Annotated in this window: 12 protein-coding genes; 2 read left to right on the top strand and 10 right to left on the bottom strand. The window is 60.0% G+C overall.

Features of this window, described 5'->3' with window-relative positions; genetic code table 11:
• Nucleotides 1-32: 32 nt before the first annotated feature.
• Nucleotides 33-905 carry an amidohydrolase family protein gene (locus tag AC1DNW_RS04385; protein ID WP_477852047.1) on the bottom strand — a complete coding sequence of 291 codons (873 nt, stop codon included), beginning with the start codon at nucleotides 903-905 and terminating at the stop codon, nucleotides 33-35.
• Entirely contained in the window at nucleotides 902-2,614 is a 1,713-nt protein-coding gene (locus tag AC1DNW_RS04380; RefSeq protein WP_477852046.1) for an IlvD/Edd family dehydratase, read from the bottom strand. Before AC1DNW_RS04380 ends, AC1DNW_RS04385 begins: the two co-directional genes overlap by 4 nt.
• A gap of 225 nt (nucleotides 2,615-2,839) precedes the next feature.
• Here AC1DNW_RS04380 and AC1DNW_RS04375 point away from each other — a divergent pair, with 225 nt between their 5' ends.
• On the top strand, nucleotides 2,840-3,862 hold the full coding sequence (locus AC1DNW_RS04375; protein WP_477852044.1) for a Gfo/Idh/MocA family protein: 1,023 nt from the start codon (nucleotides 2,840-2,842) through the stop codon (nucleotides 3,860-3,862).
• 27 nt (nucleotides 3,863-3,889) lie between these two features.
• On the top strand, nucleotides 3,890-4,561 hold the full coding sequence (locus AC1DNW_RS04370; RefSeq protein WP_477852043.1) for a GntR family transcriptional regulator: 672 nt from the start codon (nucleotides 3,890-3,892) through the stop codon (nucleotides 4,559-4,561).
• Between the two features lie 25 nt (nucleotides 4,562-4,586).
• Here AC1DNW_RS04370 and AC1DNW_RS04365 read toward each other — a convergent pair whose 3' ends face one another.
• The 8 genes from AC1DNW_RS04365 to AC1DNW_RS04330 all read right to left on the bottom strand — a co-directional run bounded on the left by AC1DNW_RS04365 (nucleotide 4,587) and on the right by AC1DNW_RS04330 (nucleotide 13,333).
• Nucleotides 4,587-5,528 carry a sugar kinase gene (locus AC1DNW_RS04365; protein ID WP_477852042.1) on the bottom strand — a complete coding sequence of 314 codons (942 nt, stop codon included), beginning with the start codon at nucleotides 5,526-5,528 and terminating at the stop codon, nucleotides 4,587-4,589.
• A 17-nt stretch (nucleotides 5,529-5,545) separates the two neighbouring features.
• The gene (locus AC1DNW_RS04360; RefSeq protein ID WP_477852040.1) at nucleotides 5,546-6,601 is read right to left on the bottom strand and encodes an ABC transporter ATP-binding protein; all 1,056 of its coding nucleotides are present in this window, start codon (nucleotides 6,599-6,601) and stop codon (nucleotides 5,546-5,548) included.
• A gap of 26 nt (nucleotides 6,602-6,627) precedes the next feature.
• On the bottom strand, nucleotides 6,628-7,449 hold the full coding sequence (locus AC1DNW_RS04355; RefSeq protein ID WP_113298710.1) for a carbohydrate ABC transporter permease: 822 nt from the start codon (nucleotides 7,447-7,449) through the stop codon (nucleotides 6,628-6,630).
• Nucleotides 7,449-8,387 carry a carbohydrate ABC transporter permease gene (locus AC1DNW_RS04350; protein WP_477852038.1) on the bottom strand — a complete coding sequence of 313 codons (939 nt, stop codon included), beginning with the start codon at nucleotides 8,385-8,387 and terminating at the stop codon, nucleotides 7,449-7,451. The genes AC1DNW_RS04355 and AC1DNW_RS04350 overlap by 1 nt, the downstream gene beginning before the upstream one ends.
• Nucleotides 8,387-9,718: an ABC transporter substrate-binding protein gene (locus AC1DNW_RS04345; RefSeq protein WP_477852037.1), complete on the bottom strand. Its 1,332-nt coding sequence runs from the start codon at nucleotides 9,716-9,718 to the stop codon at nucleotides 8,387-8,389. Before AC1DNW_RS04345 ends, AC1DNW_RS04350 begins: the two co-directional genes overlap by 1 nt.
• Nucleotides 9,719-9,770: 52 nt before the next feature.
• On the bottom strand, nucleotides 9,771-10,430 hold the full coding sequence (locus tag AC1DNW_RS04340) for a GntR family transcriptional regulator (protein ID WP_113308883.1): 660 nt from the start codon (nucleotides 10,428-10,430) through the stop codon (nucleotides 9,771-9,773).
• Nucleotides 10,431-10,453: 23 nt separating this feature from the next.
• The gene (locus AC1DNW_RS04335) at nucleotides 10,454-11,338 is read right to left on the bottom strand and encodes a dihydrodipicolinate synthase family protein (RefSeq protein WP_477852035.1); all 885 of its coding nucleotides are present in this window, start codon (nucleotides 11,336-11,338) and stop codon (nucleotides 10,454-10,456) included.
• A 366-nt stretch (nucleotides 11,339-11,704) separates the two neighbouring features.
• The gene (locus tag AC1DNW_RS04330; RefSeq protein ID WP_477852034.1) at nucleotides 11,705-13,333 is read right to left on the bottom strand and encodes a GH39 family glycosyl hydrolase; all 1,629 of its coding nucleotides are present in this window, start codon (nucleotides 13,331-13,333) and stop codon (nucleotides 11,705-11,707) included.
• Between the last annotated feature and the right edge of the window lie 274 nt (nucleotides 13,334-13,607).

The raw sequence follows: 13,607 nt of genomic DNA, 5'->3' as shown, positions 1-13,607 counted from the left end.
GTGCTCTTGGCCATCGTCAAGGCATTTGCCGTTCAGCGATCAAAGAAGAGTTTTTTGGCGTTTTCGACGAAGATTTTGCGGGCAAGCGCGGGGGTACCAATGGCGTCCTGCATCCCGTCTATCAACTCGGCATCATCAGGCATATCGCTCCAGAGTTCGGTGTGCGGCCAATCGCTGCCCCAGAGCAGCTTTTCCGGATGGCTGGTGCCAAGCGCCTTCACCACTTCGGCAAAACCTGGATAGCCGCGCTCGCGCGTCAGCCGGTAGGGGGCTGTCAGCTTGATGTAGCCGCCGGGACTATCGGCCAGCCGCTGGAGCGCCGGCAGATGCTGCCGCCAAGCACCGTCGGCGAGCGGTATGAAGCCCAGATGATCGATGACGAAAGGAACCTCAAGATCCCGCAGACGCCCAGCGAGCCCGGTGATCTGTTCCGGGCTGACCTGCAGCTGCAGCGACCAGCCGAAATCGCGTATTTCCGATGCAAGCGTTTCGGCGGCGGCAAGCGGCAGGCCGCCCTTGTTACGGGTGTTGATGCGCACGCCGCGGACACCAAGCCGGTCGAGTCGGACAATCTCGCCAGGGCTCGCATCGGGCTCGATGACGACGATACCGCGCAGGCGGTCGGGGAAGGCAGTTAGCGCCTCGATCAGCACCTGATTGTCAAGTCCATAGACGCTTGGCTGGACGAGAATGCCCCTGCCGATACCGAGCTGGTCGGCGAAGGCGATCCAGTCGGCAGTCGTTGCGATGTCAGGCGTATAGCTTCGCGGTGTATTGAGCGGCGCATCCGCACGGAAGACGTGGAAATGCGTGTCGATCGTGTCCTGTGGCAGCGGGTTTGACGGAAGGCGCGTCAGCGGCAGGCGGGGAAGGCAGGGTGGCGCTTCGCTATCCACCATGCTCATTTCGCCTCAAACTCCTCATGCTGGAGGAAATCGAAATCCACGCCTTCGTCGGCCTGCAGCACGCGGGTATGGTAAAGCTTCGCATAGCCGCGCGGTGGTTCGGCTCTGGATACGTCGCCGAGTTCTGCCATGCGCCGGTCGAATTCGGCCTGGTCGATGACAAGGTCTATTCGCCGTTCAGCGACGTCCAGGCGGATGCGGTCGCCCGTCCTGACGATTGCCAGCGGTCCGCCGGCGGCGGCCTCCGGTGCGATATGCAACACGATGGTGCCGAAGGCAGTGCCGCTCATTCGGGCATCGGAGATGCGCACCATATCCTTAATACCCTGCCGCGCGAGCTTGCGCGGGATCGGCAGATAGCCGGCCTCCGGCATGCCCGGCGCTCCCTTGGGACCGGCGTTGCGCAGCACGAGAACATCATCGGCCCTCACGTCCAGCTCTTCGCTATCGATCCTCAAAGTCATGTCCTCGACGGAATCGAAGACAACAGCCCGCCCCTCATGCTGCAGCAGGTCCTTTGATGCGGCCGATTGTTTGATGACTGCGCCGCGGGGGGCGAGGTTACCGGACAAAACGGCAATCGTGCCGATGGGTTTCAGTGGCTTTTCTACCGTGCGGATGATGGTCTGACCCGGCTCGTCGGGGGCGCTATCGATCACCTCGCCGATTGTTTTTCCATAGACCGTCCGCTGATTGCCGTCGATCTCGTGGCGCACGGCCTTCAGCAGCGCCTGCACGCCGCCGGCCTCGTGGAATTGTTCCATATAATGCTGGCCGGAGGGCTGAAGATCGACCAGCAGCGGGATGATCTTGCCGAGCCTGTCAAGCTCGGCCATATCGAGACGTTGGCCGAGCCGGCCAGTGATGGCGGCGAGGTGGACGACGGCATTGGTGGAGCCACCCATCGCCTGCAGCGCGACGAGACCGTTACGGATCGCCGCAGGTGTCAGGATATCGCGCACAAGGGGCGCATCCGAATCGGTTGCCAGGCCGGCGGCGACGCGTCCGGTCTCCTCGGCGAGGCGCACACGTTCGGATTCAGCCGCTGGCGCCGATCCCGCCCGCGGCACGCAAAGACCCATTACTTCTGTCAGGTTGGCCATCGTGCTTGCCGTTCCCATCACCGTGCAGGTGCCGACGGAACTGGCGAGCTTGTTGTTGACGTCCGTAATCTCGGCCTCATCGATTTCGCCGGCACGAAAACGTCCCCAGAAGCGGCGGCAATCGGTACAGGCGCCAAGCCGTTCGCCCTTGTGATGACCGACAGCCATAGGCCCGGTCGGTAGGAAGATCGCCGGGATCTCGCTGCTGGCGGCCGCCATGATCTGAGCCGGCAGGGTCTTGTCGCAGCCGCCGATGAGGATCACCGCATCCATCGGCTGGGCACGGATCATTTCCTCTGTCTCCATCGCCATCAGGTTGCGCAGATACATCGAGGTCGGCGAGGCAAAGCTCTCATGGATGGATATGGTCGGAAAGACCATCGGCATGGCACCCGCCAGCATGACACCGCGCTTGGCAGCCTCGATGAGCTGTGGGACATTGCCGTGGCACGGGTTGAAATCGCTGTAGGTATTGGCAATGCCAACGATCGGGCGATCCAGAGCATCGTCCGAATAGCCCATGGCTTTGATAAAAGCCTTTCGCAGGAAAAGGGAAAAACCCTGATCGCCGTAACTCGTCAGCTTGCGACGAAGACCGCTCGACAATTGTTCCTCCCTCATCCCTTAAGTCGAGGCCAAGCCTAAAGCGATATGCGAGATTGTCAATAAAGAAGATATGGTTGCGGCTGCGCCTGTTGCTCTCGTCATGGAATTTAATTGAGAAAACTCAAGATAATTCGAGGTATTTACAGTTTTTCCTTCATTGTGTGCATTGGCTTTCTGGGAGATGAAGGCTAAATTATCGATAAAATGGAACGGGAGTGGTTTGTCGTGGATGTAAAACGAAGGCGGGTAGGAGTCATCGGGGCTGGTTGGGTCAGCGACTATCACCTGCCTGCGTGGGCAAAGCAGTCGGCTCGTGCGGAGATCGTGGCGATCGCCGATCCCTCTGGGCAAGCCCGCGCGGCCAAAAGCGGCAAGTTCGGCATTGCTCGCAATTACGCGAGCGCAGAGGCTATGCTGGCGGAAGAAGCGCTCGACGCCGTCGATATCTGCGCCCCGCGCGAGGCGCATGTGGATCTCGTGCGACTGGCAGCGGCAAAGGGCATCGATATCCTCTGCCAAAAACCGCTCGCGCCCGACTATGATCAAGCGGTCGCCCTCGTTGCAGGCCTGCCATCTTCCATCCGTCTGATGGTGCACGAGAACTGGCGGTTTCGCGCCTATTACCGCCGGCTAAAGGCTTGGCTGGATGAAGGCCTGGCCGGCAATATCAGGCAGGTTCAGTTTGAATTCTTCTCGAGCGGCATGATTGCCGACGCCGACGGGAACAGGCCTGCCCTTATACGCCAGCCGTTTTTCCGCAGGCAGCAGCGTCTGCTGGTCATGGAAGTGATGATTCATCATCTGGATGCGCTTCGCTACCTGCTGGGCGAAATGGAAGTGGTCGCCGCAAGGCTCGAGCGCAGCAATGACGACATTATTGCCGAAGATGTCGCCGCTGTCGTCCTGCGCCGTCTGGACGACGGGGTGATCGTCACGGTAAACGCCAATCTGGCAGTGCACGGCGCGCCGCCGGCACCGCGCGACCATCTGCGGATATCCGGCACGCAGGCAACGCTGGAACTGGATGGAAGTCGTCTTTCTGCAAAAGGTCATATGCGGCGCGTGGAGGAGTTCGATGCGGATGCCGTCTATCAGGGCGCTTACGACGCAACGATTGCGCATTTCCTCGACGGGCTGGAGGGCCGTGCGGCGATGGAGACGGTGCCTGACGATAATCTGAAGACGCTGGCGCTCGTCGAAGACATCTATCGGCAGAGCCGGTTCGACCCCGAACGCAAACCGCGATAAGATGGCGCATTGCCGGAGAACTTGTTGATGCAGACGCTCAATGAAAGCCGTGAAGACGAGATCGAGCACGACGATCTGAGCATCGTGCGCGCACTTGAAGAGGACATTATCTTCGGACGGCTGGCCCCCGGCACCCGCCTGACGGAGGACACGCTGCTTGCGCGCTTCCATGTGACGCGACACTTCGCGCGCCAGGCGATCGTCCAGCTGGAGACGATGGGCATCGTCGTACGCGAGCGCAACAAGGGCGCCACCGTGCGTTCGCTGACATCAAGGCAGGTGCAGGAGATCTATGACGTGCGCGAATTGCTGCAGCGGCAGGCGGCACTCTGGATTCCGCTGCCGGCGCCTGACGAGTTGATCTCTGAATTGACGGTCTTGCACGAAGAGCATGGCCGATACGTCGAATCCGGCTATCTGCGCGGTGTGCACGAGACGAATGACAGGTTTCACCTGACGCTCTTCGGCGCCTGCGGCAATTCACATCTCGTGCAGTCGATCGAGCTCTATATGCGCCTCAGCCTGCCGGTGCGCGCCAATTCCATGTCGAGCAAGGAATCGCTGCAGATCTCGCATGAACATCACCGGCTGATGATCGAGATGCTGAAGGGCAGGGACAACTGGGTTCTGGCGCAGCTCTGTGTCGATCACCTGCAGCCGAGCAAGAAGCGCTACCTCGCCTATGTGAGCCAAGACTGAGGTTTATCTCGTTTGCCCGCAGGCGCTAGGCGTCAGCTGTTTCCGTGAAACCAGCGTGCCGCAACAAGGCCGCAACACCAGCCCGGTCGGGCGCGCCCAGCCGTCCACCAAAGACACTGCATTTCAATGCGGCGGCGGCCGAAGCCATTTGAATGGCACTGTCGATCGATAGTCCTTCGGCAATCGCCAGCGCATAGGTGCCGTGGAAGATGTCTCCGGCCGCAAGCGTGTCGACGGTCTTGACGCGAAACGCAGGCATATGGGCGACGCAGGCTGCTTGTTCGTCCCACCAGTAGCTGCCGCGCTCGCCGGCAGTAACGACGACCAATGCCTGCGGATAACGCAGCTTCAGAAGCGGGATCATGGCGGCAGGATCACTGATCCCTGAAAGGCTGTGGGCTGCAGGCTCGGAAAAGATGATATGATCCGCCTGTCTCGCCAGCATGTCGATGACCTCAGGCGGGGCGACATCGCCGTCAAGGATCGCAGGCTTGCCCGCCTGCCTGGCGGTGCACAGGACCTTGAGGGCGAAAGCGGGCCAACGGACATCCACCAGCACGGCATCGAATGCGGCGAGATCGTCGGCCGTTACGTCCCTTACATCTTCATGCAGGCGCGGGTCGTAAAAGGGGACGATCAGGCGCTCTCCGTTATCGTCGATGAGGATTGTCGAAACGGCTGAGCGGGCACCGGGAGCCTGGACGATGCCGCGGACATCAATGCCCGCTTGCTCCAGTTCCGACAGGATCTGCTGCCCGGCCTGATCGTCGCCGACGGCGCTCCAGAGACTTGCCATGCCGCCGAGGCGCACGACGGCAAAGGCCGCACTGGAAGCCATTCCCTCAGCCACCTGCAGCATCTCGTAGGGCAGGACCTTGCCGGGCGTCTGCGGAATTGTCCTGACCCGAAACAACGTATCCAGGACGGCCGCCCCGACGCACAGGACGTGGCGCGGCTTGCTGCCCATACCAGGAGCGATCGGGTTCAAACGCGCCGACCAGTCGACTTGTCGAAGAGATGGACGCTTGCCGGATCGATCGAGATGGAGACGGTGTCGCCGTAATTGATCGCCAAACGTTCGCGGAAGAGGCAAGAAATCTGTTCGCCGCCGCAATCCAGCTTGGCAAAGATTTCCGATCCCGTTCCTTCGACGATCTCGGCGCGACCGGCAATCCCGCCCTGGCTGGCGCGAATATGCTCCGGGCGGATACCATAGATCAACTGGCCGGCAGGCGGCGCACTCTTGATACTATCAGGCAATGGCAAGGTCAGGCCTTTCTCCGTCCGGAAAACACCCTCTTCGATCCTGCCATCGATGAAATTCATCGACGGTGAGCCGATGAAACCGGCAACGAAGAGGTTGGCTGGCCGATCGTAAAGCTCAAGCGGAGCTCCGACCTGCTCGACCACGCCGTCATGCAGCACGACGATCTTGTCGGCCATCGTCATGGCTTCGATCTGGTCGTGGGTGACGTAGATCGTCGTTGTCTTGATGCGCTGATGCAAGGATTTGATTTCGGCACGCATCTGCACGCGCAGCTTGGCGTCGAGATTGGAAAGCGGCTCGTCGAAAAGGAAGACCTGCGGATCGCGCACCAGTGCGCGGCCCATGGCGACGCGCTGGCGCTGGCCGCCCGAGAGCTGTTTCGGATAGCGATCGAGCAGCTTTTCGAGGCCGAGGATGCCTGCGGCCTTGTTGACCCGCTGAGAAATTTCCGACGCATCCGTCTTCTTCAGCTTCAGGGCAAAGCCCATATTGTCGGCGACGCTGAGATGCGGGTAGAGCGCATAGTTCTGGAAGACCATCGCAATATCCCGGTCTCGCGCCCGCAGATTGCTGACGGCCCGGACGCCGATCCGGATTTCTCCGTCGCTCATCTCTTCGAGCCCGGCGATCATGCGCAGCAGGGTAGACTTGCCGCAGCCGGACGGGCCGACGAGAACGACGAACTCCCCATCGGCGATGTCGACGCTGATGTCCCGGATGACGTTGACGGCACCGAAGCGCTTCTGGACGTTTCGAATGTTCACATTAGCCATGTTGATTGTCCCTTTCGGTGCTTGGTTCAGCCGCCCTTAACGGCGCCCGCCGTCAGGCCTGCGACGATCTGCTTTTGCGCAAACATCGTCAGCACCAGCACGGGTAGCGTGACGATCAGCGCGGCCGCGGCAAGCGGCCCCCAACTGACCTGCTCGAATGACAGCATGTTGTAGACCGCGACGGGCAGGGTTCTGGTTTCGCGGCTCGCAAGCACAATGCCGAACACGAAGTTGTTCCAGGAGAAAATGACCGACAGGATGAAGGCGACGACGATGCCGGGCCTGGCAATCGGCAGCGCCACCAGACGGAAAACCTGCCAGGATGTCGCCCCATCGATGCTGGCTGCCTCCTCCAGTTCCATCGGTGTCGTCTCGAAATAGCCGATCATGATCCAGACGACGATCGGCACCGTCACGACGAGATGGATGATGATCTGTGGCCAGAGCGTGCCGAGAAGGTTGAGCCACTGGAACAGCAGGAAAAGCGGTATCAGGAAGGACAGGCCAGGCGTCATGCGGGCGATCATGATGACCATCGCCGACCGCTCCGCTTTCAGGCGCGCAATTCCATAGCCGGCGGGCACGCCGATAAGCAGAGCAAGCAAAGTCGCACCACCGGTCACCAACACGGAATTCCAGAAATAGAGGAAGAAATTGTTCTCCTCGAAAACCTTCAGGTAATTCGTCCAGGCAAAACGCTCGGGGATGAATATCGGCGGGTAGGCGCCGTTGTCGATTTCGTATTTCAGCGACAGCGAAATCATCCAGAGGAAAAACAGGATGACCGGCGAGACCATGACAAGGGCGACAAACAGCAGCCCGATGCGGTCGATCGTCTTGCGTTTCATCAGCGTGACTCCGTGTCGGACCAGTTGGCGCGCTGCCGGACCATCATCAGCACGAAGGAAAGCGCGACGATGATAATGAAGAACACGACCGCCATCGCCGACCCGTAGCCGATGTCGTAATAGGAAAAGGCCGTATTATAGAGATAGATGTTGATCGTCTCGGAGGCCGTGCCGGGACCGCCCTGCGTCATCGCATAGATGATGTCGAAGCTCTTGACCGCATCGATGCTTCTGATGATGACGGCGATCATCAGGAAGGGCGCTATCATCGGCAGTGTCAGATAGCGGAACTTCTGCCACGCATTTGCCCCGTCGATCTCGGCACTTTCATAGGGTTCGCGCGGAACGGCAGCGAGCCCTCCAAGCACGATGAGCATGATCAGCGGCGTCCATTGCCAGGTTTCGACCAGCACGAGCGAAGGAATCACGCTGATCTGATTGTAGATCCATTCCTGGGCCCCGATTCCGATCAGGGAGAGCAGGTAGTTGAGCACGCCGAGCTGCGGGTGGAACATCATGGTCCAGACCAGCGCGATGGCAACGGGTGTCGCCATCATCGGCATGACGAAAATGCCGCGCAGCAATCCGCGGAACGGAAACTGCGCGTCGAAAATCAGGGCTGCCAGTGTACCCAGAAACAGCGGGGCGACGACCGCAAGCAGCGTATAGAGCGTGGTGTGCCACAGCGATTCCCAGAAGCGCATGTCCACCAGCAGCCGGCTGTAATTGTCCAGCCCCGCGAAAACCACCGACTGGCCCAGCGTCCAGCTGTTCACGCTCATCCAGAGCGTGAACACCCACGGGAAGACGATGACCGCGGCAATGACGACGAGTGCCGGGACAACGAAGGGCCAGTAGTTCGGAGCAAGCCTGCCAGGCTTGCTCCGGCCATTTACGGTGCCTTTCGACCGCGTGGTTTCCATGCTTACGGACGCCATTATCCCTCGCTTCGGGCCAATACGGGTTCGAACTGCGCCGTTGCGCTTTTCAGTTCTGCTGCCGGATCGGCGCCGCTGATCATGTTGGTCAGGCCGACGCCGTAGATGTCGCGGAACTCGGTGACCGGAATGATGACCGGCAGGGCGAGCTGCGAAACCTTTGCTGAGCCCACGACCGCATCGACCCAGGCGCTCGGCATGGTGACGCCTTCGCGAACCTTCTGATCTTCGAGAATCGAGTTACGGAACGGAACACCCGCACCAGCCTGCAGAAGGCGTGCACCCATTTCGTGGGAAACGACCCACTGGCAGAACAGATAGGCTGCTTCCTTGTTTTTGCTGGCCGCGGTGACGCCAATACCGTCACCCGTCGTTGCAGCGGCCTGGGCCTTCGGTCCCTTCGGCATGACACCGTAACCGACCTTGCCGACCACGCGGGACTTTTCGGGGTTTTCGATCGGCGGAGCAAAGCCGACGCCGTCCAGCCACATGCCGACCTTGCCCTGCAGGAAGGCCGACTGCGCTTCTGCCCAGTTGAAACCCGAAACGCCGACGGGTGCCGCCTTCGTCATCAGCCGCTGATACATTGTCGCTGCCTGGACGGCCTCGTCAGATGTCGTGCGCAGCTTTCCATCAGGTCCAAGCGGCGTTGAGCCGTAGCCAAGCAGCAGCGTCGTCCAGACGGGCACATTGGCATTCTTGAGGCCGCGGGCAACGAAGCCGTAGGTGTTGGAGGACTTGTCGGTCAGAGCTTCGGCGGCGCTGGCCATTTCGTCGAAGGTCGAAGGGTAGGAAAGGCCCTTCTTTTCGAACAGTTCCTTGTTCCAATAGACGACCCAGTAATCCACCGAGAAGGGAAGGGAGCGCAGGACACCCTGCGAATCCTTGGCGAACTGCAGGCCGGCTTCAGCAAAATCGCTCTCGACCAGCGACGGGTCGGTCAGCGAGGGATCCTTGACGAAGCCGCTGATATCGGCAAGCCAGCCGCCTTTTTCAAACTGCCGCTTCTGGACGTGATAGCTGAGATGCACGACGTCGAAGCTCGGCTTGCCCGAGCTCAGTTCGATCGTGGTCTTCTGGCGCTGCTGCTGTTCGGGTGTTGCTTCGGCATTGACCTTGATGCCCGTCAACGCTTCGAATTCGCTGAGATACTTCAGGATCGTTTCGCTGCGCGGGCTCTTGACGAGGTTGACCTCAAGGGTTGTTCCGGCAAAACGCTTCCAGTCCACAGCCGCAGAGGCGGGCTTGATGCCGAGAAGCCCGGCAGCACCGATGGCCGCCGATCCCGCCAGAAAGTGGCGACGTGTCGGATGAATGAATGACGATGGCATGCTGCTCTCCTCCTCTTGTGTGGCCCGCGATCTCCTCACCGCAGGCGTCAGTCTATAGTCTCAGCGCACGACTTCGTGCGTGATTGATATGGGCGGCAAGGGCATCAACGGCCTCTCCCGCATTTCTCTGTTCAATCGCCTCAAGCACACGAAGGTGCTCTCCCATGACGGGACCGACGCGGCCGTCGATGCGGAAGCGTTCCTGGCTGATCAGGCGCATCTTGATCGAATTGACGCGATAGGCGTTGGAAATGATGGTATTGCCCAACGCATCGATAAAGGCGTCATGCATGCCCCAGTCGACCGCCTGGGCGCGAACCTCCAGATCATGCGAATGATTGCCGCCTTCGATTGCCGACATGATCTCGCGATGCTCGCTCAGCATTCCGCCAATCGTCTCGTCACTGGCCGTTTGCGTAAAGATCGCAACGGCCTCCTTTTCGAGAAAAAGCCGGAGCTGAAAGGCTTCACGGATGAGATTGAGATCGATATGGGCAATCTGCAGGCCGCGTTGCGGCACGGTCTTGATGAGCCCTTCCGCTTCAAGGCGTGGAATAAGCTCGCGGATTGCGCCGAGCGTCAAGCCGGTCAACTCGACGAGCCTGCGCTGGGAGACGAATTGCCCAGGACGGACGTCACGCGCCAGCAGATGCCGGGTAAAGCTCTCATAAGCTTTTTCTCTCAGCGTCGGCTGCTCGTCAGCTCCATCCATCGGGCTCTCCTCGTACATGACCGCTATGCTGCCTTTGTGCGGAAAAGTCCATCAAAGGCAAGAGCAAGCTCGCGCCTGCCGTCGGCGGAGATTGACGTCAAAGGCGGGCGAACGGCAAGCCAAGTATCATCGCCCGTCATCTTCGACACCATGACTTTTACAGCCGGCGTGACGGGATGCTTCAGAAGCTCCGATACGAAGCGTTCGACGCGCGGATCGTCATTGCCGTCGACAGCCATCGACCGTACTTCATCAGGGGCGAAATTCGCCATGCCCGAAATCGCACCCTGGCCGCCCATGCGCACGCCTTTGGCAAGATGCCGTTCGTCGCCGATCAGGATGATGAGGTCGCCATGTTTGCCCAAAAGCGTTTCCGTATAGGGCCAGTCGCCGGAGGAGTCCTTGACACCGGTGACGACCGAAGGAAACGCGGTTCGCAGGCGTCCGATCAGATCGATACTCAAGGCCACCATCGTCACCGACGGAATATTGTAGACGAGGACGTCACGCGCCTTGCTTCCCACCCGCGCGAACACATCGGCAAACCAGGCAAACAGGCCGTCGTCGCTCACATTCTTGAAATAGGAGGGCGGCGCCAGCAGGATGTTGCGTACACCCTTCAAGAGCGCCTGCGAGATCTGCTGGGCGGCATCTTCAGCCGCGTCGACGAGGACGCCAACGACAATCTGGGAGGGCTGGATACCGTCGGCGAGAAATGCGTCGAGAATCCGTTCCCGTTCCTGGGTGCCGATCGAGGCCCCTTCGCCGGTCGTTCCGAACAGCGTGACGCTGGCGCAGCCTGAATCCAGGCTCCGCTTTGCCTGAGCGAGCATGACCTCAGCTGCAATCGCACCGCTGCTCTCGAAAGGCGTCGCCAATGCGACCGACAAACCAAACCCCGTCACCAATTGATCTCCTTCATGTCAGTACGGGATGACTAACATGTTAATTATGGAGTGTAAACCTGTTTGTGGTGAAAGGTCTCCGGTTGATGTGAACTGTGGATTATGGCAACGGCGCGCGCGGCCCTGGCCATCAGCGGAGCATTGCCGGTGGTGTTGCGATAGGCGGGTTTGCGGGTGCGCGGCACTACAACGTGCCGGGAGGTTGGTTGCATTCGGCGCAGAGCGAAATGCCACTGGCAGACGGCTGATGTCTCCAACAGTGGTTTGTTGCGGCGGCGCGCGATCGAGAAAGGAAGGACCGCGAGCCTGATCTTCTGGGGGAATCAGGGAGCGCAATTTGGAGGATTGCGCTCCCTCTGGCCTGCCGTCTCACCAGTCCAGGCGTAGGAGAGACACGCCTTGACGCGGTAGGGAGAAATGCAGATCGATCTTGCCGTCCGTGACGGAGACCGATGCCTTGTCGTCGATCTCTGCGAGCTTGCCGGAGGCTTCGAGCTTGCTGTAGTCCGTGCTCTCGATGTCTTGCGGCTTGCCCATTTCCTTCCAGATACGGAAGGAGTTGGAGTGCTGTTCGTCCATGCGGAAGTGCTTGAGCGCAGCCGGACGATTGCCCCAGCCATCGATCGAAAGGCTGACCTCGGCAGCGGGGCCTGCCTCGTCATCGTCATGATAGTGCCAGACGAGAACCGAGACGCCCTTGTCGTCACGGGTCGCCACGACATTGACGTCGGGCTTGTCGCGAACGCCGTGGCTCATGATGTCCTCGATATCGCGGCGATAGTCGCTGTCTGATTCCAGCCATTGCCCGTCGAGCTTGCCGAGCATGCGGAAGCCGTTCAGCACCGCCTTGTCGACGCCGTTGGTCGCCAGATCCCGGAAGCCGTCGAAATAGGGCTGGTCGTCGAAGAGGAAGGCCCAGGTGACGGCGCCCTCGATTTCGATATTGGCGCGGCGAGACAATTCGTAGGTACGAATCATGCTTTCGACGACATAGACGCCGTAAAGCGGGCCGTTGCGATAGCCGTTTTGCGGGTGCACGCGGGCCGAGCAGGCCGCGCATCCCTCCGGATCGGATTCGCCGATGACGACAGGCAAGTGCCGCAGTTCGGGGAATTCGTTGATGATGGCGAGGTTGGTTTCGATATCGCGCAACTGCTTGTGCAGGCCCATGCGCACGTGGCCGTCGTAGATGACCGGATTTCCCTTGGCGTGGAAAGCGATGAAATCGAGCGGCGGCTTGTTCTCGACGACGTGGCGCAGGAAGGCGCGCAGGAAAGTCTGCGCCTTCTCATTGGCAAAGGCACCACAGGTGTGCGGGCCACCGACGCGCGCCTTCGGCAGGGCGCGCTTCACGGCGCGCGCGCTTGCGTCATACATGGCGCAGAATTCCGGGATCGTACCGGTCCAGTAATGGCCGTCGGGCTCGTTCCAGACTTCCCAGGGCCAGGAAGAGACGACGTCTTCGCCGTAGCGGTCGGCAAGATGCCGTGCCCAAGCCTCGATCAGGTCGCCCCACTTTTTCAGGTCCTTGGGCGGCGCGGTCCAGCCGGTGGTGATCGTCGCATATTTGTCGGCCGGCTCCCAATCATGCTTGTAGGGGCCGTCGAAATTGGAAAGCGCTTCCGGCGTGAAGCCGATCTGGATCAGCGGTATGTTGCCGGCCTCGACATAGGTGTCGAAGATCTGGTCGATGATCGTCCAGTCATAGACCGGATTGCCGTTCGCATCCTCTGTGTAAGCATTGGTCGAGCCCCATTTCAGGGCCGGCTTACCGTCGCCGCTCGTCAATAGATTATGGGCGCGAATGCGTGGTGCGACGGGGCTGAGCTCCGTCAACTCCTTCAGGAGCTTTTTGCCGTGTGGAGAATAGGTGTAGTTCGGCTCGTCGTAACCGAACCAGTTCCACAGCGGCTTATAAGGCCCGGTCGGCCTTCCGGCGTGAACGTTGATGGTCACGTCATAGGAACTCGTCATCGTCTTTTCCTCTTGAACGGTCATGCCTCAGCCTCCCCCCGAGGGCCAGCCGACCGATATGGTGATGAGGTGCGGCTGTCTTGGGAGGGCGCCGCGCTCGTCGCAAAAGCTATGCGAAATGACCATTTTGTCAATAATATAAAAAGTCACACTTGTATTAGAGTTAGAAAATGCCCGGAATACCAAGAGTTTTGGGCATTTTTAAAATTACCTGTTGCCGTTTGGTGAAAAATTGTCGATAAATGCTGCAGCGAGGCTAAGCGTTTGGAGGAGTCATACGGGTCATCAGATCCCTATG

This window comes from Rhizobium sp. 05L429 (assembly GCF_056397645.1).
Note: the sequence above shows the minus strand (reverse complement) of the source record. Positions and strands in the feature narration are given on the sequence as shown.

Excerpts from the sequence above, each read along its gene's own strand:
- AC1DNW_RS04350 (WP_477852038.1), bottom strand. The coding sequence starts at position 8,387 with ATGGCGTCCGTAAGCATGGAAACCACGCGGTCGAAAGGCACCGTAAAT.
- AC1DNW_RS04340 (WP_113308883.1), bottom strand. The coding sequence starts at position 10,430 with ATGGATGGAGCTGACGAGCAGCCGACGCTGAGAGAAAAAGCTTATGAG.
- AC1DNW_RS04355 (WP_113298710.1), bottom strand. The coding sequence starts at position 7,449 with ATGAAACGCAAGACGATCGACCGCATCGGGCTGCTGTTTGTCGCCCTT.
- AC1DNW_RS04370 (WP_477852043.1), top strand. The coding sequence starts at position 3,890 with ATGCAGACGCTCAATGAAAGCCGTGAAGACGAGATCGAGCACGACGAT.
- AC1DNW_RS04385 (WP_477852047.1), bottom strand. The coding sequence starts at position 905 with ATGAGCATGGTGGATAGCGAAGCGCCACCCTGCCTTCCCCGCCTGCCG.
- AC1DNW_RS04345 (WP_477852037.1), bottom strand. The coding sequence starts at position 9,718 with ATGCCATCGTCATTCATTCATCCGACACGTCGCCACTTTCTGGCGGGA.
- AC1DNW_RS04365 (WP_477852042.1), bottom strand. The coding sequence starts at position 5,528 with ATGGGCAGCAAGCCGCGCCACGTCCTGTGCGTCGGGGCGGCCGTCCTG.
- AC1DNW_RS04360 (WP_477852040.1), bottom strand. The coding sequence starts at position 6,601 with ATGGCTAATGTGAACATTCGAAACGTCCAGAAGCGCTTCGGTGCCGTC.
- AC1DNW_RS04330 (WP_477852034.1), bottom strand. The coding sequence starts at position 13,333 with ATGACCGTTCAAGAGGAAAAGACGATGACGAGTTCCTATGACGTGACC.